The organism is Paenibacillus antri, from assembly GCF_005765165.1.
GTDB classification, from domain to species: Bacteria; Bacillota; Bacilli; order Paenibacillales; family YIM-B00363; genus Paenibacillus_AE; species Paenibacillus_AE antri.
This window is the reverse complement of the sequence record NZ_VCIW01000015.1, coordinates 86,420-107,972: the sequence shown is the minus strand read 5'-3', so window position 1 is coordinate 107,972 and position 21,553 is coordinate 86,420. Positions and strand designations below refer to the sequence as shown.

Below are 21,553 nucleotides of genomic sequence, written 5' to 3'. Positions count from 1 at the left end.
GACACACCTCCCCCTCCTCTCAACGACGACAACCAGCCGGAAAACGACAAAAAGCCCCACCCGGATAAGGTGAGGCTTCACACGGCCAAGGGTGACCGTCGTCTTAATCGTCCAAGAAGTTCTTGTTCCGGTTCCGAAGGAACGTCGGAATGTCCAACTGATCGTTGCTCGGCGCATTGCCGCCGAATGGACGCACGTTCGGCGTATGACGCTGCTCCGGCTCGGAGGCGATACCCGGACGGCGCGGCGCAGGCGCAGGCGTATGCGGCTTATGCTCGAAGCCCGTCGCGATGACCGTCACTTTGATTTCTTCCTTCAGCGACTCGTCGATGATCGCGCCGAAAATCATGTTCACTTCCGGATCGGCTGCGGCGATGACGATCTCCGCCGCTTCGTTAACCTCGTACAAGCTCAGGTCGACGCCGCCGGTGATGTTCATGATAACGCCGCGCGCACCGTCGATCGACGTCTCGAGCAACGGGCTCATAATCGCCCGCTTCGCCGCTTCCGCGGCGCGATTCTCCCCGCTCGCGCGACCGATGCCCATCAACGCCGAACCGCGCTCGGTCATGATCGTCTTCACGTCGGCGAAGTCGAGGTTGATCAAACCCGGCACCGCGATCAGATCGGAGATGCCCTGGACGCCTTGACGAAGCACGTTGTCCGCTTCGCGGAACGCTTCGAGCATCGGCGTCTTCTTATCGACGATCTCGAGCAGCCGATCGTTCGGAATGACGATCAGCGTATCGACCTTCTCCTTCAGCGCCGCGATGCCGAGCTCCGCTTGCGCTTGGCGCTTGCGGCCCTCGAAGGTGAACGGACGCGTGACGACGCCGACGGTCAGCGCGCCGCACTCGCGTGCGATATCGGCGATGACCGGCGCCGCCCCCGTGCCCGTGCCGCCGCCCATGCCCGCCGTAACGAACACCATGTCCGCGCCCTTCAGCGCGTTCACGATCAAATCTTTCGATTCTTCCGCCGCTTTCTTGCCGACATCCGGGTTCGCGCCGGCGCCGAGACCGCGCGTCAGCTTGTCCCCGATTTGAAGTCTCGTTTCGGCCTTGGCCAGATGGAGCGCCTGCGCGTCCGTGTTGACTGTAATAAATTCGACGCCCTTAACGCCGTTATCGATCATTCGGTTGACGGCGTTGCTGCCGCCGCCGCCGACGCCGATGACTTTAATTTGCGCTAATTGGTCCATGTCGAGATCGAATTCTAACATGAAAGGTCCCCCTTGGCCCTAGATGAACTCACTAAACAAATTTTTGATCCGTTCGATCAAACTCGGTTTGTTGGCTGCCGCCGCTTTACGACCCGTCGAGGTTTTCACGGAAACCGTACTGCGCGTCCGCAAAAACTTGGCGACGTAGGCGATGACGCCGACGCCGCTCGCGTAAGCCGGCTCCCGCACGCCGATGAAATCCGGCGAAGCGATCCGAACCGACGTTTCGAGCACCGATTGCGCGACGGACAGGACGGCCGGCATCGAAACGGCTCCCCCCGTAAGAACGTATCCGCCCGCGAGCTCTCCCCCCGGCTTCATCCGCTTCACTTCGGCTTTGATCAACTCGAAGATTTCCTGCATCCGCGGTTCGACGATGCTGGCGAGATCCGCTTGCGAGAACTCCTTCTCGACGTTGCTGCCGATGCGAGTGACCTTGAACGTCGTGCTCGGATCCGCGTCTTGAATCGAAGCGCAGCCGTACTTCAGCTTAATCTTCTCCGCGATTTCCAGCTGCGTCCGAAGTCCGATCGTAATGTCGTTCGATACGTATTCTCCGCCGATCGGCAGCGTTGCCGTGGCGGTGATGGTGCCATTCTCGAAGATGGAAATCGTCGTCGCGCCCGCCCCGATATCGACCAGAACGGTGCCCAAGTTTTTCTCGTCCTTGGAGAGTGCCAGATGACCTGCCGCGAGCGGCATCAAGATGAGGCCGGCGACCTTGAGCTCCGCCTTCTCCACGCATCGGATGAGGTTATGTATCGCCGTCTTGGCGCCGGTGATGACGATCGCTTCGACCTCGAGCCGAACGCCGATCATCCCCCTAGGATCGTGAATGCCTTCCAAGCCGTCGACGATGTACTGCTTCGGAACGATGCCGATGATTTCCCTCTCCGGGGGCAGCGCGATGACCTTAGCGGCTTGCAGCACCCGCTCGATGTCCTCGCCGCCGATCTCTCGATCTTCGTTGGACACCGCGACGACGCCGTGACTCGATTGAAGCTGAATATGGTTGCCGGCGATGCCGACGAAAACCTCCGATATCGTGACGCCGACCATCCGCTCGGAATGATCGACGGCGCTCTTAATCGATTGCACCGTTTGATCTATATCAACGATTGCTCCCTTTCGGATACCTTCGGAATCGGCGGAGCCGACGCCTACGATATTGATGGAGCCGCCTGTCACTTCCCCGATGATGGCGCGGACTTTGGACGTTCCGATGTCCAAACTCACAATGATGTCGTTGCCGCTCAAAGCGTTGGCACCTCCCGCAGTGATAAAGACTTCAAAGAAAAGAAGAAGAAAATAACTTTATACATATTCCACACGATCGTTCGATTCCCTCTTTTTTATATCACTCTTTTTATTAACGCAGAAAATTATTTTCGCTTGTCGTAGGGATTCGTTATGAAAACTTTTGTGAAAAATGCCGAAAATCCATAAGGACAATTCTAACATGTTAACCACCGCTTGAATAGAGAGGAATTGCGCGGTCCCCTTATTCCTCCGCGTCCGAGGACGGTTGTTCCGTCTCCTCTTCCAGCGCTTCCGCGTAGTTCGTATCCATCAGAACGATCCGCCCGGACGTTCTATCCTCGTTCCGCAAATCATATACATAATCGTCGAGGAGGGATATTTTCTCCTTCAAATAAGAAATTCGAGTCACCACTTCGTACTTGGAACGCGTGTATAGCACGATGCGGTCCGGGAACGAGTCCGTCGGGCTCGGCCGAATTTCCGACACGTCTTGAAGATGCTCCGTCTCGATCGAGGCGAGCGTTTCGGTCAAGCGCCGTTTGAGATCCGCATCTTCCCACCCTGACAAAATCGGTCGCGACGCCGCGTTCTCGACGTTGCCGTACGGCACGGACGTCGCGTTGGTCAGAATGCCCGCGATGTCGCCGGTATCGGTCAACTCGAGCGCGACGACGGGGTATTCCTTCACGATGATAGTCACCATGCCCGGAAACCGCTTCGCCGTCGTCACCTGCTCCGCTGCGCCGAGGCGCGAGACGCGCTCGTCGATTTCTCCGCCGCTTACCGCAAAGAAGTGATCCCCGACAGCAATGCCCGCGGCTTCGATAATTTGTTCCTTCGTGAGCAGCCGATTCCCTTCCACTTCGATCTGATGAATTTTACTGAACGACGACTGAAAGAACAAGACGCCAAGCAACGCTACGAAAAAGACGAACAAGAAAAACAAAAGCTTCCGGTTCCCTCTTCGTCGCGGACGTTCGCCGCGGACGACGGGCATCGGCTCGATTCCGGGCAAGGATAAACACCGCCTTACATACCAGATTGTCCCAATCCCTGCAATAAGACAGTCCCCTCCGGGTCCGGAAGGGACGTGCGTCGTACTTCGCATATTAGGTAAGAAGAATTACATGGAGCTGGCGATGCGGTTCGTCGCCAAGGACGACGTGCGTTCGATGCGTCCGCCCAACCGGCGAAACATCGTCTCGATCGATTCGTAACCCCGATCGATGTGATGAATTTGCTCGACGACCGTTCGGCCGTTCGCCGCGAGACCGGCGATGACGAGCGCGGCGCCCGCGCGCAGATCGGTCGCTTCGACCGTAGCCCCGTACAAGCGCGGCACGCCGCGAATGAATGCGGAGTTCATGTCGACCCGAATATCGGCGCCCATGACCGTCAATTCGTTCACATGCTTGAACCGGCCTTCGAACACGGTTTCCTTCATGACGCTGAGGCCGTCGGCGAGCGAGAGCAGCACCATCATCTGCGCCTGCAGGTCCGTCGGGAACGACGGGTACGGGCTGGTGACGATCCGCTCGACGGCCCGCGGCCGTCCGGCGCCGACAACATTCATTATATCATCGTCGATCGCGATTTGAATACCCGCTCTGCGAAGCGCGTGAATGACCGACGTCAAGTGGCTCGGGACGACGCCTTCGAGCGTAACGTTGCCGCGCGTCGCTGCGGCGGCCACCATAAGCGTGCCGGCGACGATCCGATCGGAGATGACGCGATGCTCGCAAGGGGAGAGCCGCTCGACGCCTTCGATCGTAATCGTGTCCGTGCCGGCGCCGATGATTTTCGCCCCCATCCGATTCAGGAACAGCTGCAGGTCGGCGATCTCCGGCTCGCGGGCCGCGTTCGAAATCGTAGTGATGCCTTCCGCCTTCACGGCGGCCATCATCAGGTTTTCCGTCGCGCCGACGCTCGGATAGTCGAGCACGATGTCGGCGCCTTTCAATCTCTTAGCCTGGCATACGACTCTGCTGTCGGTTTCCGTAATGTTCGCGCCGAGCGCTTTCAGGCCGTTGAGATGCAAATCGATTTTCCGTTCACCGATGGCGCATCCGCCCGGTTGGGAGATCGTCACTTCGCCGAATCGGGCGAGAAGCGGCCCCATCAAGAAGATGGAAGAACGCATTCGGCTCATCAGCGTCTCCGGAATTTCCGTCGTCCGTACGTTCGTCGCGTCGACGACCGCGGTCTTGCCGGTCAGCGTCGCTTCGAGACCGAGCGAACGCAAAATATCTAACATCACGTGGATATCCAGCAAATCCGGTACGTTGTCGATCGCAACGACGCCATCCGCCAAGAGGGAGGCCGCTAAGATCGGCAGGGCCGCGTTCTTCGCTCCTTCGATCCGCGCCGTTCCCTGTAGAGGCCGGCCGCCGTCGATTACTAACTTCTCCAAAGTCCCACCTCCGGAATTAGCGCTCACCGACCTCCAACACTTCCGGCACGAGCCGAATTCCCGTCTGGCTTTCTACCGTCTGTTGGATACGTTCGATTAAGGTGAGCACGTCTTCCGCCGTAGCATTGCCGGTGTTGACGATAAAATTGGCGTGCAGCGTCGACACTTCCGCGCCGCCGACGCGAAGTCCCTTCAATCCCGCGTCTTCGATCAGCTTCGCGGCGTGATGGCCTTCCGGGTTCCGGAAGACGCTTCCCGCGCAAGCCGAGCTCAGCGGCTGCGTCCGTTTGCGGCGATCTTTATAAGCCGCCATGGCGGCGGCGATTTCCCTGCGATCGCCGTAAGCGAGACGGAACTCCGCCTCCGTCACGATCGCACGGCTGCCGTGCAGCGCCGAATGTCTATACGCGAAGCGAAAATCGTCGCGGCTCCACACGGCCAATTCCCCGTTTTCCAACACTACTTCGGCGGATATCAAGATGCGTGAGACGTCGGAAGCCATCGCACCTGCGTTCATGTAGACGGCGCCGCCCACGCTGCCCGGAATGCCCCCTGCGAATTCCAGGCCCGTGAGTCCTTCCTTGCCGGCCATGACGGACAGCTTAATGAACGAATACGCGCCGCCCGCGATGACCCGCTCGCCGTCGAAACGAACGTAATCGAACGCGTCGCCTAGCTTGATCACGACCCCGCGGATGCCGCGGTCCGACACGAGTACGTTCGAGCCGCGACCGAGCGGCGTCCACGGGACGCCGTGCCGGTGCAATATCTCGACCGTCGCCGCCAACTGTTCCTTCCCGGAAGGGATGACGAGAACGTCGGCCGGTCCGCCGATCTTCCAAGTCGTATGGGGCGCCAGCGCCTCCTCCGTCAGGATCTCGCCGACGCCTCTCTCGCGAAGTTCGTCGATCCAATGATTCATAGGCCGTACCTCCTTACTAGAAAACGACGCGTGATCCGGAATGCTTCGCTCCCGACGTCACAGTCATACGTTATGGTATGTTCCGCACGCGGAAGTGTGACAACAGCCTATCTCGCGAACCTCGATACGTTCAGCAGAACGCCGATCGCGGTAAGCAGCAGCGTGAGAGAAGACCCCCCCGCGCTGATGAGCGGAAGCGTAATGCCGGTGACCGGAAGCATGCCGATCACGACGCCGATATTGATGAATACTTGCACGCCCACGATGCCGACGATGCCGACCGCGAGCAAGCTGCCGAACGTGTCCGGCGCGGTAATCGCCGCGCGCATGCCTCGCCAGACGAGAAGCAGGAACAACGCGAGCAGCAGCGCGCCTCCGATGAAGCCGAGCTCCTCCGCGACGATGGAGAAGATGAAATCCGTCTGCGGCTCCGGCAAGTAGCTGTGCTTCTGCCGGCTGGCGCCGAGACCGAGGCCGACGAGGCCGCCGGGACCGATCGCGAAGAGCGATTGGATGATCTGATAGCCGGAGCCGAGCGGGTCCGACCATGGGTCCAAATAACCGGTAATGCGCTGCATTCGGTACGGCGCCGCGGCGATGAGGCCGATGAAGCCGGCGGCGCCGAGCGCGGCGAGCCCGGCCATGTGGGACATTCTCGCCCCGGCCGCGTAGATGACGATGAGCGACGCGCCGACGAGCACCGCGCCGGAGCCGAGATCCGGCTGCAGCATGATGAGGCCGAACGCGAGGCCGACGATGCCGAGCGGCGGAAGAAGGCCCGTCACGAATTTCGACAGACGGGCTTGATGCTCGGACAACAGCTTCGCGAGGAAAATAATCATGGCGAGCTTCATGAACTCGGACGGCTGAATGCCGAAGCTGCCGATGCCGAGCCAGCTTCGCGCCCCGCCGCGCACGACCCCGATGCCCGGGACGAGCACGACGACGAGCAGCGCGAAGCACACGATCAATCCGATCTTAGCATACTTCTTCCAAACCCAATAATCGACGTTCATAGTGAAATACATCGCTACGAGACCGAGTCCCGCGAAGATCAGCTGGCGCTTCAAGTAATAAAACGAATCGCCGTATTCGCGGAACGCCATAACCGCGCTGGCGCTGTACACCATGACGACGCCTAAAGCCAGCAGCCCGAGCGTCGCGATCAATAGGTACACGTCTGGCGCGGAACGCGCTTTGGACATACGAGACACCCTTTCGCACTCAGTAGTACAACCCTTATTACAAGGTATGCACCGAATGCTTAAACATGCGTCCTCGGTCCTCGTACGACGGGAACATATCCCAGCTCGCGCATGCAGGCGACAGCAGCACCGTCTGTCCCGGCTCCGCGAAGCCTCGCGCCGCCTCCGCCGCGAGGCGCACCGCCTCCTCGGGGTCCGCCGCGTCCACCGCCGTCCGCTTCGCGACGCCGGCCAGCTCGGCGACGCGAAGCAGCTTCTCCCGCGCCTCGCCGAGCGCGACGACCGCCTTTACGGATCGCTCGAAGACGGGAAGCAGCTCCATGTAATCGGAGCCGCGGTCGAGCCCGCCGCACACGAGCACGATGTCGCCGCCGTCGAACGATTCGATCGACTTCGACGTCGCGGTCGGGTTCGTCGCCTTCGAATCGTTGTAATACGCGATGCCGTCCTTCTCGAGCACGAATTCGAGCCGGTGCTCGACGCCGCGGAACGTCCGCAGCACGGTTCGCACGCTCTCCGGGCTCGCGCCCGCCGACAGCGCGACGGCGGCGGCGGCGATCGCGTTTTCCGCGTTGTGGCCGCCTCGAACGGCGATCTCCCGGACCGGCATCAGCTCTTCCGGCTCGCGGTTCCCGTCCGCCACCCGGATAACGCCGTTCTGTATGTATACTCCCTGCTCGAGCGGCTCCTTCGACGAAAACGGGAACGGTCTCGCCGACAGCCGAGGCGCGAGCGAACGGCAGAACGGGTCGTCCCAATTAAACACCGCCGTATCGTCCGCCGTCTGATTCGCGAACAGCTTCGCCTTCGACGCGGCGTAGTCGTCCATCGTCCCGTGGTAGTCGAGATGCGTCTCGTACAAATTCAAGAGGCAAGCGATGTTCGGACGGAATCCGACCGTCCCCTTCAGCTGGAAGCTGCTGAGCTCCGTGACGAGCCATTCGTCCGGACGCGCCTCGAGCGCCGCCTCCGTCAAGGCCCGCCCGATGTTGCCGGCGACGATCGCGCCTTGCCCGTCCTGTTTCAGTATCAGGTGGACGAGCGTCGTCGTCGTCGTCTTTCCGTTGGAGCCGGTAATGCCGATCATCGGGGAGCGCCTGACGGCGTCCGCCACCTCCACCTCCGTCACGATCTCGATGCCGAGCTCGAGCGCCCTGCGGATCGGCGGGATCGAATACGGGATTCCCGGATTTTTCACGACGAGGGCGACGTTCTCGTCGATCAGGTCGTCCGGATGATGCCCGCAAACAACAGAAATACCCAGAGCCGACAACGGATCGGCCTCAGGGCATGAAGAGCGTTCTTTCTTATCGTTCACGACGACGTCCGCGCCGCGCCGGTGGAGCAGCTCGGCGACCGCGACGCCGCTTCTCGCCAAGCCGAGCACGACGACCCGGCGGCCTTGATACCGATCCGGATGTTGCATACGTCTACAACCCCTCGTTGATATAGATTCCGAGCCCCGCCAACGCGAGTCCCGTCAGCCAAAACGTGATGACGACGCGCCACTCGGACCATCCGACGAGCTCGAAGTGGTGGTGGATCGGGCTCATCTTGAACACCCGCTTGCCTCGGGTCTTGAAGGACACGACCTGGATAATGACGGACAGCACCTCGACGACGAAGACGCCGCCGACGAGCAAGAGCAGAAGCTCCGTCTTCGTCAGCGCCGCGACGGCGACGATGCCGCCGCCGATGCCGAGGCTGCCGGTGTCGCCCATGAACACCTTGGCCGGGTGCGCGTTAAATACGAGGAAGCCGAGCACCGCGCCGATCATCGCCGCCGAGAAGAACGCAGCCTCAGGCTCCGTCCGCATCATCGCGATGACGGCGAGCGCGCCGAACGCGATGGCGCTCGTTCCCGACAACAAGCCGTCGAGGCCGTCGGTGAAGTTGACCGCGTTGCTCATTCCAAGCATTAACAAAACGAGGAAAGGATAATACAGAAAGCCGAGCGGAAGGACGAAATCGGTGCCCGGAATGCCGAGATCCGTATTATGGCCGTCCATGTACAGCATCGCGCAGACGACGAGGGAGAAAAACAGCTGCCCGAGAAGCTTCTGCTTCGCGGTGAGGCCGAGCGATCGCTTGAAGGCGATCTTGATGTAATCGTCCAGGAAGCCGATGAGCCCGAACCCGAGACACGCCACTAGCAAAATATACACTTCGAGCGAACGGTCGGAAAACCGGAGGAACGCCAGCGTGAGCGCGATCAAGATGATGATGCCGCCCATCGTCGGCGTGCCGGCCTTCTTCTGATGCCCTTGCGGACCCTCTTGGCGAATTTGCTGTCCGAACTTCAACCTTCTTAGAATCGGAATGCATAGCGGCCCGAGAATGACGGCCAGCGCGAAGGAAACGCCTGTCGTAATCAATATCGGATTCAGTTCCACTGCCGTCCCCCTTCTACGGTGCCCCTCGCACGCGTCATATAGTGTTCGTAAGATCGTTCATCTTTGTGACCTAAAGCCTTCCGCGTCATGCCTTCGACCTCCCGAGGATCGCGTCCTTCGCGACGACGCGATCGTCGAACGGCAGCGTGACGCCGCCGATGATTTGATACGTCTCATGTCCCTTGCCCGCAATCAATACTACATCGTCGGGCTCGGCCATTTCAACCGCTTTTTCGATCGCGCGGCGCCGGTCCTCGACGATCTCGTACTTCGCGGCGTCGGCGCCGGCTTCGAGCACGCCGGCTTCGATCTCCGCCAGAATCGCTTCCGGACGCTCCGATCGCGGATTGTCGGACGTCAGAATCGTGTAGTCGCTCCGCTCGGCGGAGATGGCCCCCATGATCGGACGCTTCTTCCGGTCGCGGTCGCCGCCGCAGCCGAACACGGTAATGACGCGGCCTTTGGCGAACTCGTTCACCGTATCCAGCACGTTCAGCAGGCCGTCCGGCGTGTGCGCGTAATCGACGAGCACGGTGAACGGCTGGCCCGCGTCGACCGGCTCGACGCGGCCTTCCACGCCCGGCAGCCGCTCCAACGCCTCTTTAATAACGGATAACGGTACACCCTCGGCCAATGTTGCGGCGATCGCGCCCAATATGTTATACACGTTGAATTTGCCCAGCATGTTGACGCTGAGCTCGACGTCTCCCGCGAACGTAGACACCTTCATCGCGGTGCCCCGCGCCGTAAGGCGGATGTCGCTCGCGCGCACGTCCGCCGGCGCGTCGATGCCGTACAGGATCGTCTCCGCCGCCGTCATCGCCTTGAAGCGCTCGTGCGCCGGGTCGTCCGCGTTCAGCACCGCGTATTTGCGCGCCGCTTCCCCGGGCTCCGACGCGTTGCCGAGTCGGGAGAAGAACAGCCCCTTCGCGTCCGCGTAACGCTCCATCGTGCCGTGGTAATCGAGATGGTCCTGCGTCAAATTCGTAAAGACGGCCGTCCGGAAGTCGATCCCGATCGTCCGCCCTTGATCGAGCGCATGGCTCGACACCTCCATCACGCAATACGACGCGCCGGCGTCTGCCATGCGGCGGAGCGTCCGTTGCAGCGAGACGGCGTCGGCCGTCGTGCGCTCCGCCGTCTCGGTCCGGCCGCCGATCTTCACCCGGATCGTCCCCATCAGTCCCGTCTCCTGGCCCGCCGCCGACAGAATCGCTTCGATCAGCGTCGACGTCGTCGTCTTGCCGTTCGTGCCGGTGACGCCGATCGCGCGCACCTGCTTGCTCGGGTCGCCGTAGAAGTGGCGCGCGATCACCGCGGAGGCGTATCGCGCGTTCGATACGATCAGCTGCGGCACCGGGAGCGGCAGCTCCCGCTCGACGACGAGCGCCGCGGCGCCGCTCTCGACGGCCGCCGCCGCGTAGTCGTGTCCGTCTTGCGTAAAGCCGGAGATACATATAAACAAGTCGCCGGCGGACACTCGCCGCGAATCGACGGCGAGGCCGGATATGGTTACGGCTTCGTCTCCGTGAAGCTCCTTCTTTAAAAACAACGAGGCAAGCTCTTGCAGCAGCATGGGATTCCCCTCCGTTCAGAAAGGTTGATCATTATTATAGACAAGATTTGGCGATTGCAACGTGCATAGCCGGAAAAAGAACCCCTTCGGCGTTTTTAGTCCGAGGGCGGAGGCGCCGCCTGATCGGACAAATAAATCTGGATCGTCGAGCCGACCGGCACCTTCGTTCCCGCCTTCGGCTCCTGCATGACGACCGTATTGCCGGCGCCGTATTTCGCGAGCGTAAAGTTCATATTAAGGCTTTGGTAAATTTCCGTCGTCGTCCGACCGACGAGATCCGGCACCTCGGCCATCATCACGTCCAGGCCGTATCGATATTCCGGTTCGACTTGATCCTTCCGAGGCGGCACGCCCATATACCGAAGACTGTCTTCCATTATATTTTGGACGATCGGCGCCGCGATAAGACCGCCGAATTGAAGCCCTTTCGGATTGTCTACCGCCGTATAGACGACGATCTGCGGATCGTCCGCCGGCGCGAAGCCGATGAACGAAACGATGTGCTCCGTCGGCGAATACCGGCCGTTCACGACTTTCTGCGCGGTCCCTGTTTTGCCGCCGACGCGGTAGCCTTCGATGAAGGCGTTCCGGCCGGTCCCTTTCGCCACGACGCTCTCGAGCGCCTCTCGGACGAGCTTCGACGTCGCCTCGGAGATAATATTCTCGCGCACGAGTGTCGGCTCGATTTCGTCGACGACGTCGCCCGTCACCGGATCGACCCACGCCTTGCCGACATGCGGCTTATACAGCTTGCCGCCGTTGATCGCGGCCGACACCGCCATGACCTGCTGGATCGGCGTCACCGATACCCCTTGGCCGAATGCGGTCGTCGCCAGCTCCACCGGACCGATTCTCTCCGGTTTAAACATAATGCCGTTCTCTTCGCCGCCGAGATCGATGCCCGTCTTGGAGCCGAAGCCGAACTTCTTGATATAGTCGAACAGCGTTTCCGCGCCGAGCCGCTGTCCCATGACGACGAAGCCCGGGTTGCAGGAATTTTCCACGACCTCGAGGAACGTTTCCGCCCCGTGGCCGCCCGGCTTCCAACAGCGCAGCCTCGCGCCGCCGACCTCGATGGCGCCCTTGTCGTGGAAGCTCTCGGCGAAGCTGACCTTGCCTTCCTCGAGCGCCGCCGCCAGCGTTACGATCTTGAACGTCGAGCCGGGCTCGTACGTCATCCAAATCGGCAGATTCCGGTTATACACGGCGGAATCGTACTGCTGATATTGCCCCGGCTCGTAGCCCGGGCGGCTCGCCATCGCCAGCACCTCGCCCGTCTTCGGGTCGACGGCGATCGAGATAATATGCTTCGGTTGATATTTCACCATCGCTTGATCGAGCTCGCGCTCCATGATCGTCTGGATTTGCTTATCGATCGTCAGCTGCAGGTTGAGCCCGTCCTTCGGCGGAATGTACTCCTCCGAGGAACCCGGCATCTCCTCGCCTCTCGCGTTGGACAAATAAGCCACGCTGCCGCCGATCCCCTTGAGCAGCTCGTCGTACCGGGCTTCGACGCCTGTCAGTCCCTGATTGTCGATGCCCGTGAAGCCGAGCACGTGCGCGGCCAGTCCGTCGTACGGATAATAGCGCTTATTGTCCTCGGCAACGAAGATGCCCGGCAGCGCGAGATCGCGGACCTGCTGGGCTTTGTCCTGCGTAATTTTGCGGCCGCCCGGCTGGAGCCGAACGATCGACTCGCGCTTGCCGATCGTCTCCAGCACCTTCTTCTCGGTCATGCCGAGCACGGGCGCCAGCGCCTTCGCCGTCGCTTCCTTCTCCTTGATCTGCGCGGGAACGGCCATGATCGTCGGCGTGCTCACGTTATAGGCGAGCCGTTCTCCGTTGCGATCCCAGATCTCGCCCCGCGATGCCGCGAACGGTACCTCCCGGCGCCAGGATTCCTCCGCCAGCTCCGTCAATTCCGGCCCCATCACCAGCTGCACCCAAGCCAGCCTCGCGATCAACGCAAGGAACAGCACCGATCCGAGCAGCAGCACCAAGTACAGTCTACGGCGCAGCGTGACGTTCGAAACGCGCATGTCCACCCTCCCCTTCACTCGAAAAGCCCGTCTACAATGTTCCTAGATTTAGACTATTCAAGTCGTACGGGGGGTAGAACAAGCCTATTACACGGGGGCGCCTTCGCCTTCCGCCTCGCCGCCGTCTTCCGGCGGCGCTTCTTCGTCGGCGTTCGCGTCCGGGGCGTCGGAGTCGGCTTCGCCTTCCCCGCCGGCGCCGTCGTCCGACGCCTCGCCCGAGCCGTCTTCCGTCGCGCCGCCGCTCGCGGCTTTCCCGAGCGGCTCCAGCTTCACGCGCAGCGTCGCGGCGCCGCCTTCTTCCGCCAGCTCCTGCTTGATGACGTAACCTTCGCCTTGCGCGTCGCACTTCAGGCCCAGCAGCGCGCACAGCTGCACGACATCGCGTAAGCTCGCGCCGATAACGTCCGGAACGGGCGCTTCCTCCTGCGGCACCGTCAGTAAGAAAATTTGCGTCGAACCCGCTACCTTCTCGCCCGCCGCGGGATACTGACCGACGACCTTCGCGCCGTCGCCGACGAGCCGCGCGCCGAAGCCGCGCGCGTCAAGCTCCTTGACAGCCGCATCCGGCGCGAGCCCGATCAAGTCCGGCACCGCGGAGAGCGCGTCGCCGCCCGACGCGGCAAGCGCCGACGGCAGCTCCGTATCCGGCTTCACGCCCATATAACGGAGACTCTGCGAGACGATCTCCTTGAAGACGGCCCCCGTCACTTCGCCGGCGCGGTTCGAATCGCCGCCGAGATCCGGTTGGTCCGCGATGATCGCCACCGCGATGCGCGGATCGTCGGCGGGCGCGTAGCCGATGAACGACACGACCCACGTGTCCGCCGAATAGCCGCCGTTCACGACGACGTTCGCCGTTCCCGTCTTGCCCGCGACCTCGTATCCTTCGATCCGCGCGCGCCGGCCGGTGCCGCGGTCGTCCGACACGACTTGCTTCAAGTACTCCGTTACCTGCTTCGCGACGTCCTCCGACACGACCTGGCCGACGACCTTCGGCTTCGTCTCGGAGAGCACCTCGCCCGTCGCGGAGTCGACGACCTTCTTGACGACGTGCGGCTGCATCAGCTTGCCGCCGCTCGCGATCGCCGCGTAAGCGGCCAATTGCTGGATCGGCGTTACGATGGCGCCGCCTTGACCGTACGTCGTCGTCGCGATTTCCGCCGGATATTTGAAGTCGATCAAACCTCCGACTTCCCCCGGCAAGTCGATGCCCGTCTTGCGCGAAAATCCGAATTTCTCGATATAGTCGCGCAGCAGCTTCTCGCCGAGCGTCTCGTATCCGAGCTTGACGAAGGCGACGTTACTCGAGCGCAGCAGCCCTTCCAAATACGTGATGTCGCCCCACCCGCCGCGGCGGTGGTCGTTCAGCGTTCGCCCCGGCACTCGGATCGAGCCGGATTTGTATGTAGCGTTCGGATCGAACACGCCTTGATCGACCGCCGCCGTCAACGTCACGAGCTTGAACGTCGAACCCGGCTCGTAACGCGACTGGATCGCCATGTTCTTAAAATCCTTCTGGTCGTACTTCCAATATTCGTTCGGATCGAACGTCGGGAAGTTCGCCAACGCGAGCACCTCCATCGTCCGCGGATCGACGGCGATGGCGGTCATGTTCTTCGGCTTGTACTGATCGTAGCTCTTCTTCAGCGCCGTCTCGGTGTAATGCTGGATCGTCTGATCGATCGTCAGCACGAGGCTCTGGCCGTCCACCGGCTGGATCAGCTCCGGCTTCGAATCCGGGAGCTTGCGGCCGAGGCGGTCTTTCTCGTACGCGATCGATCCCGGCGTGCCGCGCAGCAGCTCGTCCATCGCAAGCTCGAGCCCCGAGCCGGGGTCCCCGTTCTTGTTGACGAATCCGATTACGTGCGCGCCTAAGGAGCCTTTAGGATAAAATCGCGCCTGATCTTCCTCGAGCGTGACGCCCTGCCAGTTGTTCCCTTTGATGCCGTGCTTCTCGACGAACGCCGCCTTCCAGTCGCGGACGGCTTGCGCCTTCTCCTCGGTCAGCTTGCGGCCTTCGTTGCCGATCTGCCGGTAGATGCGGAAATTGCCGTTCGCATCCCGATTCGTCGCCTGCTCGAGCAGGAACGATTCGCTGACGCCGATCACTTCCGACAGCCCTCGGGCCACCTCGCGCTCCAGTCCCAATTCGTTGATGAGCTTCGGATTCAACACCACGTTATAGCCCTTGGCGTCGCCCGCAAGCACTTCCATATTACGATCGTAGATCGTGCCGCGCTTCGCGGGGAGCGTGTCGCCCGTCTCCCACATCGCCTCCGCCTTAGCCGTCAGCCAAGACGCTTCTACGACTTGCAGCCAATAGAGTCGACCGATCAGCAAAATAAAAAGAAGAGTGAACGCTGCCCCGAGCAGGAGCGAACGCACTCTAATTTTCTGCGGCATGTGTATATCCCACCTTATCGAATGACCGTTATTCCGCCGCGCCGAGCGCGACAGCCGTTTCGTTCGTCGCTTGGGCCGCCGGTACGCTGCCTTGCTCCGCAAGTCCGAGTTGGACGCCCATCTCGATCAAGCGCTCCGGGCTCCCGAGTCGAGCGACCTCGTTCTTCAGCTTGGCGCTCTCGTCTTCCAACGCGCGAATCTCTCTTTCTACCTTCACGATCTCCGCGTTCATCTCGTATTTCGACGCCTCGCGGAATTGATAGATTCCGGCGACGCCGCACACGAAGAACACCAGCCCGATCCAGGCCAGCTTCTCCGCGCCGGAAATCGTCTTGGCGCGCGTCTCCTTCTTGATGTCGGGCTTGCGCTTGTTGCCCGGCTCGACGGGCTGCGACCGGCGCTCGTCGAGCGCCAAGCTGCCATGTATGTATGCGGACATAATATAAATCCCCCTTATTATAATCGGTCGACGCCGGCGCGTCCCGATTTTCGGCTTATGTACTATTTTCCAGAAAAGGCTTCGGCGTCTCTACAACTTCTCAGCGACTCTCAGCTTTGCGGAACGCGCTCTCGGATTGCGCTCCAGCTCTTCCGCCGACGGCTCCACGGGCTTGCGGGAGACGAGCTTCAGCACGCCCTTCGCGCCGCAGCCGCACATCGGAAGATCCGGCGGGCAGATGCACTTGCCTAGCTTCGCGGCGAACGCCGTCTTGCAAATGCGATCCTCCAGCGAATGGAACGTGATGACGGCGATGCGCCCGCCGGGCGAGGCGACGTCGATCGCTTGCTCGAGCGCCTCTTCGAACGCCCTGAGTTCGTCGTTGACGGCGATGCGGATCGCTTGGAACGATCGCTTCGCGGGATGCCCCCCCGTCCGTCTCGCGGCGGCGGGAATGCCCGCCTTCACCAGCTCAGTCAGTTCTCCGGTCGTGCGGATCGGCGCGTTCTCTCTCGCGGCGACGATCTCGCGAGCGATACGCCGCGAAAATTTCTCCTCGCCGTACTGGAACAAGATACGCGCCAGCTCCGCCTCCGACCAATCGTTCACGACGTCGTAAGCGGTAATGCCGCCGCTGCGGTCCATCCGCATGTCGAGGTCCGCGTCATGGTGGTAGCTGAAGCCTCGATCGGCTTCGTCCAGCTGCGGCGACGACACGCCGAGATCGAATAACACGCCGTCGACCTTCTCGATTCCCAGCTCCGCCAGCTTCTCCTTCAGCCTTCGGAAGTTGGACCGAACGAACGTCACCCGGTCTCCGTACTTCGCTAGGACCTCGCCGGCGTGAGCGAGCGCCGCGTCGTCTTGATCGAAGGCGATCAGGCGCCCGGCGCCGCTTAAGCGGGAGGCGATCATCGCGCTGTGCCCGGCTCCCCCGAGCGTGCAATCGACGTAGACGCCGTCCGGCCTCACCGCCAGAGCGTCGACCGCCTCTTCTTTAAGCACCGTTATATGTGTAAACATGTTGTAACCCCTTTTCCTTGCCTCGCTTACAGATCGAAGTTGAAATCGACCAGCTTCTCGGCGATTTCGTTGAAGGATTCCTCCGACTGCTGAGAGTACGCTTCCCAAGCTTCTTTGCCCCAAATTTCCACGCGGGTGGAGACGCCGATGACGACGCAATCCTTGTCGAGCTTCGCGTGCTCCCGGAGATTGCTTGGTATATTTACCCTTCCCTGTTTGTCCAGCTCGCATTCGACCGCCCCGGAGAAGAAAAACCGGGTGAACGCGCGCGCGTCGGACTTCATAAGCGACAGGGACTTCAGCTTCTGTTCCATGACCGCCCACTCCGACATCGGGTATACGAACAAACATTGATCGAGGCCGCGGGTCATCACGAAGGAAGAACCGAGCTCGTCGCGGAATTTCGCCGGGATGATCATGCGGCCCTTATCATCAACGCTATGTTGAAATTCACCCATGAACATACCGACTTCACCACCTACTCACCCTTATCCCCCACTTACCCCCACTTTCCACCACTTTTACTCAAATTCGATGACAAAAGAAAAAATCCTGCTTAAAAAACAGGATTTCAAAAAAATATTTTATGGAATTAAGGGTCGGTTTTTTTCGTTTTTTGCTTTTCGCCGTCGAACGAACCAGTATATTGGCGTTCCGACGAGGATCGCGACGACGATCACGGGCAGGGCGCCGGCGACGACGATCATGACGCCTTCCGCGACGACGACGAGCGCGTTCAGGCTGCTCTTCAATGCCGCGCTCATTTTTTCGGCCAGCGTCGCGTCGCCGCCTTGGCTCGCCAGACCGAGGCCGGACCGCTCGTAGACGCGCAGCTCGATCGTGGAGAAGTCGACGTTTTGCTGCAGGTAACGCATCCGTCCCTTCAGCCGTTCGATCTCCTCCTGGATGGCCGCGAGCTCGTTCGTGTACCGGATCAGATCCTCCGACCGGCTCGCCTGCTCCATGTATTTCAAATATCTGGACTCGACGAGCTCTTTCGCCTTCAACCGGGCTTCCAGGTCCACGAATTCCTCGGACACGTCCTGCGCGTTCATACTGCGATTGAGTCCCGCGTTCGGGATTTCCTCCAGCCGATCCATGAATCCGCCGAAGTCCGCGGCCGGTACCTTGATCGTGAACAGCCCCGACTTCTCCGAGCCGCCGGCTTGCTCCGAAAACTGAAGCAAATAGCCGCCGGACAAGTGGATTAAGTTTTGCACCGCCGTATACGTGTCGGCGTAGCTCTCTACCTCCATCGTTACGTTCGCCTTGTAGATGAGCATCCGTCCTTGCGCGGCGACCGGCGCGACGGCCGTCCCGCTTGGCGCGGCGCCTCCCGCCAAAACGGCGTCCCCGCTCGACGCGCCTTCGCCGGCGGCCGCCCCTTCTTCCGCTTTGGAGTACATCATGTCCGCCATCGGCGCCTCCGCCGGCGTCTCCATCGCGACGTTCGCCGACTCGGACGACGCCATCTCCGCCGTTCCGCTCGACGCGCGGTCGGCGCTCGATCCGCCGCTGCCGCTGCAGCCCGCCGTCAGCGCCGCCAACGCCAGCAGCGCGACCGCTATCCACTTTTTCCCTTCCCATTTCCGTTTCCGTTGCATCGCGACCCCCGCCTTTTTCCTAATCGTTCCCGGATTTCCGGTTACCTCCTAGACGGTAGGAAGCGGTACGAAGGTTGCAGCATTACTCGATCCGGCGCAAGTATTTTCCGAACAGCCAGACAAACAAAGCGACGAGGTATAATAATGCCCCTATTCCCCATCCATACGCGGCTGCGGCGTCTCCGCTCGCCGCCGAAACGTAGGACTTCGCGATCCAATACGTCGGTACGAGCGCCCCGACCCATTGCGCGGGTTCCGGCGCAAGCAGCAGCGCGGGAGCGAAGACGACCCAGCCGGACAGCTTCGAGACGGCGAGTCCTTCCAGCTTATTCGCGGCCAGCGCGCCCATCAGAACGGCGAACATCGGCGCGAGCGCCGCGGCGGCGAAGAGCGACGGCGCCAGCGATAAGGCGTTCGCCCCCGGCGGCAATAGCCCCGAGGCGGAAGGCAGCGCCGCCGCGTACCCGGCGGACAAGACGAACGGAAAGGCCAAACGGTACCCGAAGTAACCGCTCTTCCGCAGCGGGGTTACCGCCAGCGCCGCCACGAGGCGTTCGTCTCGTTCGTCGAGCAGCAGCAGCCCCGCCATCGTTCCCGGCAGCAGCGGCACGAGCAGCAAGGCGACGGCCGAGACGATCGCCGCGAAGTCGAGCGCGCCGGATTCCGGATCGCCCGGCAGCAGCGAGAGCCCGTAAGGAGCCGCGTAACGCAGCGCCGCCAAGATGAGCAACGGGGCGGCCGTCATAAAGAACAGCATCGGATCGCGCAGCGTCTGCTTCGCGTCGACGACGGACATTCGCAGCCAGATCATTCGGCGCCCGCCTCCCTCTCCCTCGTTAGCCGCCGCAGCGCCCATGCGTACGCCGCGACCGTCCATCCGGCCAACCAGACGACGACGTATATCGTCGTTCGAACCGTCGGTTCGGGGCCGAACGCGGATTCCAGGGCGAGCAGGGACGCGTGCGTAGGCAGCATCGACAGCGCGGGCCAGGACGCAAGCCCCAACGGCTCGACGAGCGGGAGGGCGAAGACGGACGTATATACGGTCGAGGCGACGAAATAGCCGTTCAGCGTACGGCAGCTTACGGCGATGCCGAGACCGAGCAGGGTGAAGAAAGCGGCCGTCGCGACGGACCCGTACAAAAACAACGCCCATCGTCCTTCGAAGCCGAACGCGCCGAGGCGCACGGCGACGATCGCGGCGGCGGACAGCCCGGTCAACGTCGCCGTCTTCGACAGAACGTATTCCGACGCCGCGTAGGGCGTGGCGAACAGCGGGTCGAAGAGACGCTGCTGCTTCTCCAAAAGCACAAGTCCCCCAACAAAGTAGAAGCCGAGCGCGGCCGGATCGGAGAATGTCGCGAGCAGATGCGCGAGCTCCCTCCATGCTTCCGGCAAGGCGCGGAGCATCGCGACATACAAGAGCGACACGATCGCGTACGCTGCATAAAATCCGTGCCGGGCTTGCAGCCGCGCATCGAACAGGAGCGCGGAGCGCAATCGAATCACGACGATCGTCTCCCTTCCCGGGACGAATCCAACAGCACGTCTTCGAGCGACGCCTCCGTCGTATGCATCGTCAGGATGACGCCGCTTCGGAGCAGCTTGGCGAAGCCGCCGTCGTCGCCGAGCGACGCTAGATCGAATTCCGCCCTTCGGACCGCGCCGCCGTCCGCGTATTCGACGCGCACGCGTCGGGCGCCTCGCCCCGACTTCAACGACGCCGGACTGTCGAACAATCGGAACCGGCCTCCTTCGAGCCAAGCGATTCGATCGCACAGCTCCTCCGCTAACGCCATGTTATGCGTCGTCAGCAGCACCGCCTTCCCGCGCGTCTTCAAGGCGAGAATCGAATCCTTCATCCGCCTGGCGTTCTCCGGATCGAGCCCCGACGTCGGTTCGTCCAGAAACAATACCTCCGGATCGTTCACCAGCGCTCGACAGAAATTCAGGCGCATGCGCATGCCTTTAGAGAAGGAAGACACGCGTTTGCCGGCGTCTTCCGCCAAACCGACGGAAGCGAGCAGCGCTTCGACGGAAGGGCCGGGCGAACGATATAAGGAACGGAAAAATCGCAAATTTTCCGCGGCCGTAAGCCGTTGATAAAAATTAGGAAACTCGAACGCGACGCCGATTCGCTCGTTGTATTCTCTTCCCAGCGAGGAGATCTCCGCTCCGAACGCGTATACCCCTCCTTCGTACCCCGGAAGCAAACCGATCAACACCCGTTGCAGCGTCGTCTTGCCGGCGCCGGACGCGCCGAGGATGCCGATAATCTCGCCTTCCTCCGCCTCGAGATCGATGCCGCGCAGCGTCGGTTCGGACGCCCCCGGATACGTATATTGCAGCCCCTCAACGCGAAGACGCATCGTTGTCGCCCTCCTCCAGAATTAAACCGCATGCGATACAGTGCGCCAACAAGCGAAGCGTCGCGTCGTACGACGGTTCCCCGATGCGCTCCCTTTGGAACGATAGCAGCACCGCCGAACGAATGAGGTTTACGATCGCGCTCGGCTCCGCCGGAACGAGCCATCCTTCCCGCCGTCCTCGGTCGATGAACGGGAGAAGCGTCTCTTCGTCTTTAGAAGCATGGGCGGCTAACGTTTCCGGCGGAAGCTTGCGAAACAGCGATTCCATCGTCCGTTCGTCGTAGAGGTGACGGATCAGCGGGTGGCGCCGGATCGAAAACAACGAGTCCGTCAGAAATCGTTCGAATCCCTCTCGCGTAACGCGACCGTCGCCCGACAGATGCTCGTCGAAAAGCGACGTTCGGATGCTCTCTTCCTCCCGCTGCAAAATTTCGAAAAACAACGCTTCCTTGCTTTCGAAAAACAAATAAAACGTGCCTTGCGCGATACCCGCGCGAGACGTAATTTCGGCTACGCCGGTTTTTTGCAAGCCGCGTTCCGCGAACAGCTCTCGGCCTACGGCTATTAGCTTGCTGCGAATAGACTCCTTCTCGGATTCGGAAAACCTTTTGACCACTCCGCTCGCCACCAATGAATATATTTTATTTTTATTCATGAATATAATATTATTTTATTCATAAGATGTCAA

19 protein-coding genes are annotated in these 21,553 nt (G+C 61.2%); all 19 read right to left on the bottom strand.

Translation table 11 applies throughout. The annotated features are described in order from the left end of the window. Window positions 1-103 precede the first annotated feature (103 nt). Window positions 104-1,222, bottom strand: a complete 1,119-nt coding sequence (gene ftsZ, locus FE782_RS20495) for a cell division protein FtsZ (RefSeq protein WP_138196116.1) — start codon at window positions 1,220-1,222, stop codon at window positions 104-106. An 18-nt stretch (window positions 1,223-1,240) separates the two neighbouring features. After that, window positions 1,241-2,479, bottom strand: a complete 1,239-nt coding sequence (gene ftsA / locus FE782_RS20490) for a cell division protein FtsA (RefSeq protein WP_138196115.1) — start codon at window positions 2,477-2,479, stop codon at window positions 1,241-1,243. A gap of 244 nt (window positions 2,480-2,723) precedes the next feature. Then, entirely contained in the window at window positions 2,724-3,497 is a 774-nt protein-coding gene (locus FE782_RS20485; RefSeq protein WP_158299479.1) for a cell division protein FtsQ/DivIB, read from the bottom strand. A gap of 108 nt (window positions 3,498-3,605) precedes the next feature. Further along, entirely contained in the window at window positions 3,606-4,892 is a 1,287-nt protein-coding gene (murA, locus tag FE782_RS20480; protein ID WP_138196113.1) for a UDP-N-acetylglucosamine 1-carboxyvinyltransferase, read from the bottom strand. 16 nt (window positions 4,893-4,908) lie between these two features. Further along, window positions 4,909-5,814, bottom strand: coding sequence for a UDP-N-acetylmuramate dehydrogenase (murB, locus tag FE782_RS20475; protein WP_138196112.1), 906 nt, complete (start codon window positions 5,812-5,814; stop codon window positions 4,909-4,911). A gap of 107 nt (window positions 5,815-5,921) precedes the next feature. After that, window positions 5,922-7,019: a stage V sporulation protein E gene (spoVE, locus tag FE782_RS20470; protein ID WP_138196111.1), complete on the bottom strand. Its 1,098-nt coding sequence runs from the start codon at window positions 7,017-7,019 to the stop codon at window positions 5,922-5,924. A gap of 37 nt (window positions 7,020-7,056) precedes the next feature. Continuing rightward, entirely contained in the window at window positions 7,057-8,445 is a 1,389-nt protein-coding gene (gene murD / locus FE782_RS20465) for a UDP-N-acetylmuramoyl-L-alanine--D-glutamate ligase (RefSeq protein ID WP_138196110.1), read from the bottom strand. A 4-nt stretch (window positions 8,446-8,449) separates the two neighbouring features. Continuing rightward, complete coding sequence (gene mraY, locus FE782_RS20460) at window positions 8,450-9,412, bottom strand: phospho-N-acetylmuramoyl-pentapeptide-transferase (RefSeq protein ID WP_138196109.1); 963 nt, start codon at window positions 9,410-9,412, stop codon at window positions 8,450-8,452. Between the two features lie 85 nt (window positions 9,413-9,497). Then, window positions 9,498-10,988, bottom strand: coding sequence for a UDP-N-acetylmuramoyl-L-alanyl-D-glutamate--2,6-diaminopimelate ligase (locus tag FE782_RS20455; RefSeq protein WP_138196108.1), 1,491 nt, complete (start codon window positions 10,986-10,988; stop codon window positions 9,498-9,500). Window positions 10,989-11,083: 95 nt separating this feature from the next. Further along, window positions 11,084-13,027: a stage V sporulation protein D gene (locus tag FE782_RS20450; RefSeq protein ID WP_138196107.1), complete on the bottom strand. Its 1,944-nt coding sequence runs from the start codon at window positions 13,025-13,027 to the stop codon at window positions 11,084-11,086. Window positions 13,028-13,114: 87 nt separating this feature from the next. Next, window positions 13,115-15,430 (bottom strand): penicillin-binding transpeptidase domain-containing protein, encoded by a 2,316-nt coding sequence (locus tag FE782_RS20445; protein WP_138196106.1) that lies wholly within the window; start codon window positions 15,428-15,430, stop codon window positions 13,115-13,117. A gap of 28 nt (window positions 15,431-15,458) precedes the next feature. Beyond that, window positions 15,459-15,869, bottom strand: a complete 411-nt coding sequence (locus tag FE782_RS20440; protein ID WP_138196105.1) for a hypothetical protein — start codon at window positions 15,867-15,869, stop codon at window positions 15,459-15,461. 90 nt (window positions 15,870-15,959) lie between these two features. Beyond that, window positions 15,960-16,892: a 16S rRNA (cytosine(1402)-N(4))-methyltransferase RsmH gene (rsmH, locus tag FE782_RS20435; RefSeq protein ID WP_138196104.1), complete on the bottom strand. Its 933-nt coding sequence runs from the start codon at window positions 16,890-16,892 to the stop codon at window positions 15,960-15,962. A gap of 26 nt (window positions 16,893-16,918) precedes the next feature. Then, window positions 16,919-17,356, bottom strand: a complete 438-nt coding sequence (mraZ, locus tag FE782_RS20430; protein ID WP_138196103.1) for a division/cell wall cluster transcriptional repressor MraZ — start codon at window positions 17,354-17,356, stop codon at window positions 16,919-16,921. Window positions 17,357-17,476: 120 nt separating this feature from the next. Continuing rightward, window positions 17,477-18,496 carry a DUF4349 domain-containing protein gene (locus FE782_RS20425; protein ID WP_138196102.1) on the bottom strand — a complete coding sequence of 340 codons (1,020 nt, stop codon included), beginning with the start codon at window positions 18,494-18,496 and terminating at the stop codon, window positions 17,477-17,479. 82 nt (window positions 18,497-18,578) lie between these two features. Next, window positions 18,579-19,307, bottom strand: coding sequence for an Rv2686c family ABC transporter permease subunit (locus FE782_RS20420; protein ID WP_138196101.1), 729 nt, complete (start codon window positions 19,305-19,307; stop codon window positions 18,579-18,581). Further along, on the bottom strand, window positions 19,304-20,005 hold the full coding sequence (locus FE782_RS20415) for a fluoroquinolone export ABC transporter permease subunit (RefSeq protein WP_138196100.1): 702 nt from the start codon (window positions 20,003-20,005) through the stop codon (window positions 19,304-19,306). Before FE782_RS20415 ends, FE782_RS20420 begins: the two co-directional genes overlap by 4 nt. Then, window positions 20,002-20,865 carry an ABC transporter ATP-binding protein gene (locus FE782_RS20410; protein WP_138196099.1) on the bottom strand — a complete coding sequence of 288 codons (864 nt, stop codon included), beginning with the start codon at window positions 20,863-20,865 and terminating at the stop codon, window positions 20,002-20,004. Before FE782_RS20410 ends, FE782_RS20415 begins: the two co-directional genes overlap by 4 nt. Continuing rightward, window positions 20,849-21,481, bottom strand: a complete 633-nt coding sequence (locus tag FE782_RS20405; RefSeq protein WP_158299478.1) for a TetR/AcrR family transcriptional regulator — start codon at window positions 21,479-21,481, stop codon at window positions 20,849-20,851. The genes FE782_RS20410 and FE782_RS20405 overlap by 17 nt, the downstream gene beginning before the upstream one ends. Window positions 21,482-21,553 lie beyond the last annotated feature (72 nt).

What these genes read in the sequence shown, in the direction of transcription:
- ftsZ (WP_138196116.1), bottom strand. Translation starts at nt 1,222, where the DNA reads ATGTTAGAATTCGATCTCGACATGGACCAATTAGCGCAAATTAAAGTC.
- murB (WP_138196112.1), bottom strand. Translation starts at nt 5,814, where the DNA reads ATGAATCATTGGATCGACGAACTTCGCGAGAGAGGCGTCGGCGAGATC.
- spoVE (WP_138196111.1), bottom strand. Translation starts at nt 7,019, where the DNA reads ATGTCCAAAGCGCGTTCCGCGCCAGACGTGTACCTATTGATCGCGACG.
- murD (WP_138196110.1), bottom strand. Translation starts at nt 8,445, where the DNA reads ATGCAACATCCGGATCGGTATCAAGGCCGCCGGGTCGTCGTGCTCGGC.
- FE782_RS20455 (WP_138196108.1), bottom strand. Translation starts at nt 10,988, where the DNA reads ATGCTGCTGCAAGAGCTTGCCTCGTTGTTTTTAAAGAAGGAGCTTCAC.
- FE782_RS20450 (WP_138196107.1), bottom strand. Translation starts at nt 13,027, where the DNA reads ATGCGCGTTTCGAACGTCACGCTGCGCCGTAGACTGTACTTGGTGCTG.
- FE782_RS20445 (WP_138196106.1), bottom strand. Translation starts at nt 15,430, where the DNA reads ATGCCGCAGAAAATTAGAGTGCGTTCGCTCCTGCTCGGGGCAGCGTTC.
- FE782_RS20440 (WP_138196105.1), bottom strand. Translation starts at nt 15,869, where the DNA reads ATGTCCGCATACATACATGGCAGCTTGGCGCTCGACGAGCGCCGGTCG.
- rsmH (WP_138196104.1), bottom strand. Translation starts at nt 16,892, where the DNA reads ATGTTTACACATATAACGGTGCTTAAAGAAGAGGCGGTCGACGCTCTG.
- mraZ (WP_138196103.1), bottom strand. Translation starts at nt 17,356, where the DNA reads ATGTTCATGGGTGAATTTCAACATAGCGTTGATGATAAGGGCCGCATG.
- FE782_RS20425 (WP_138196102.1), bottom strand. Translation starts at nt 18,496, where the DNA reads ATGCAACGGAAACGGAAATGGGAAGGGAAAAAGTGGATAGCGGTCGCG.
- FE782_RS20420 (WP_138196101.1), bottom strand. Translation starts at nt 19,307, where the DNA reads ATGATCTGGCTGCGAATGTCCGTCGTCGACGCGAAGCAGACGCTGCGC.
- FE782_RS20410 (WP_138196099.1), bottom strand. Translation starts at nt 20,865, where the DNA reads ATGCGTCTTCGCGTTGAGGGGCTGCAATATACGTATCCGGGGGCGTCC.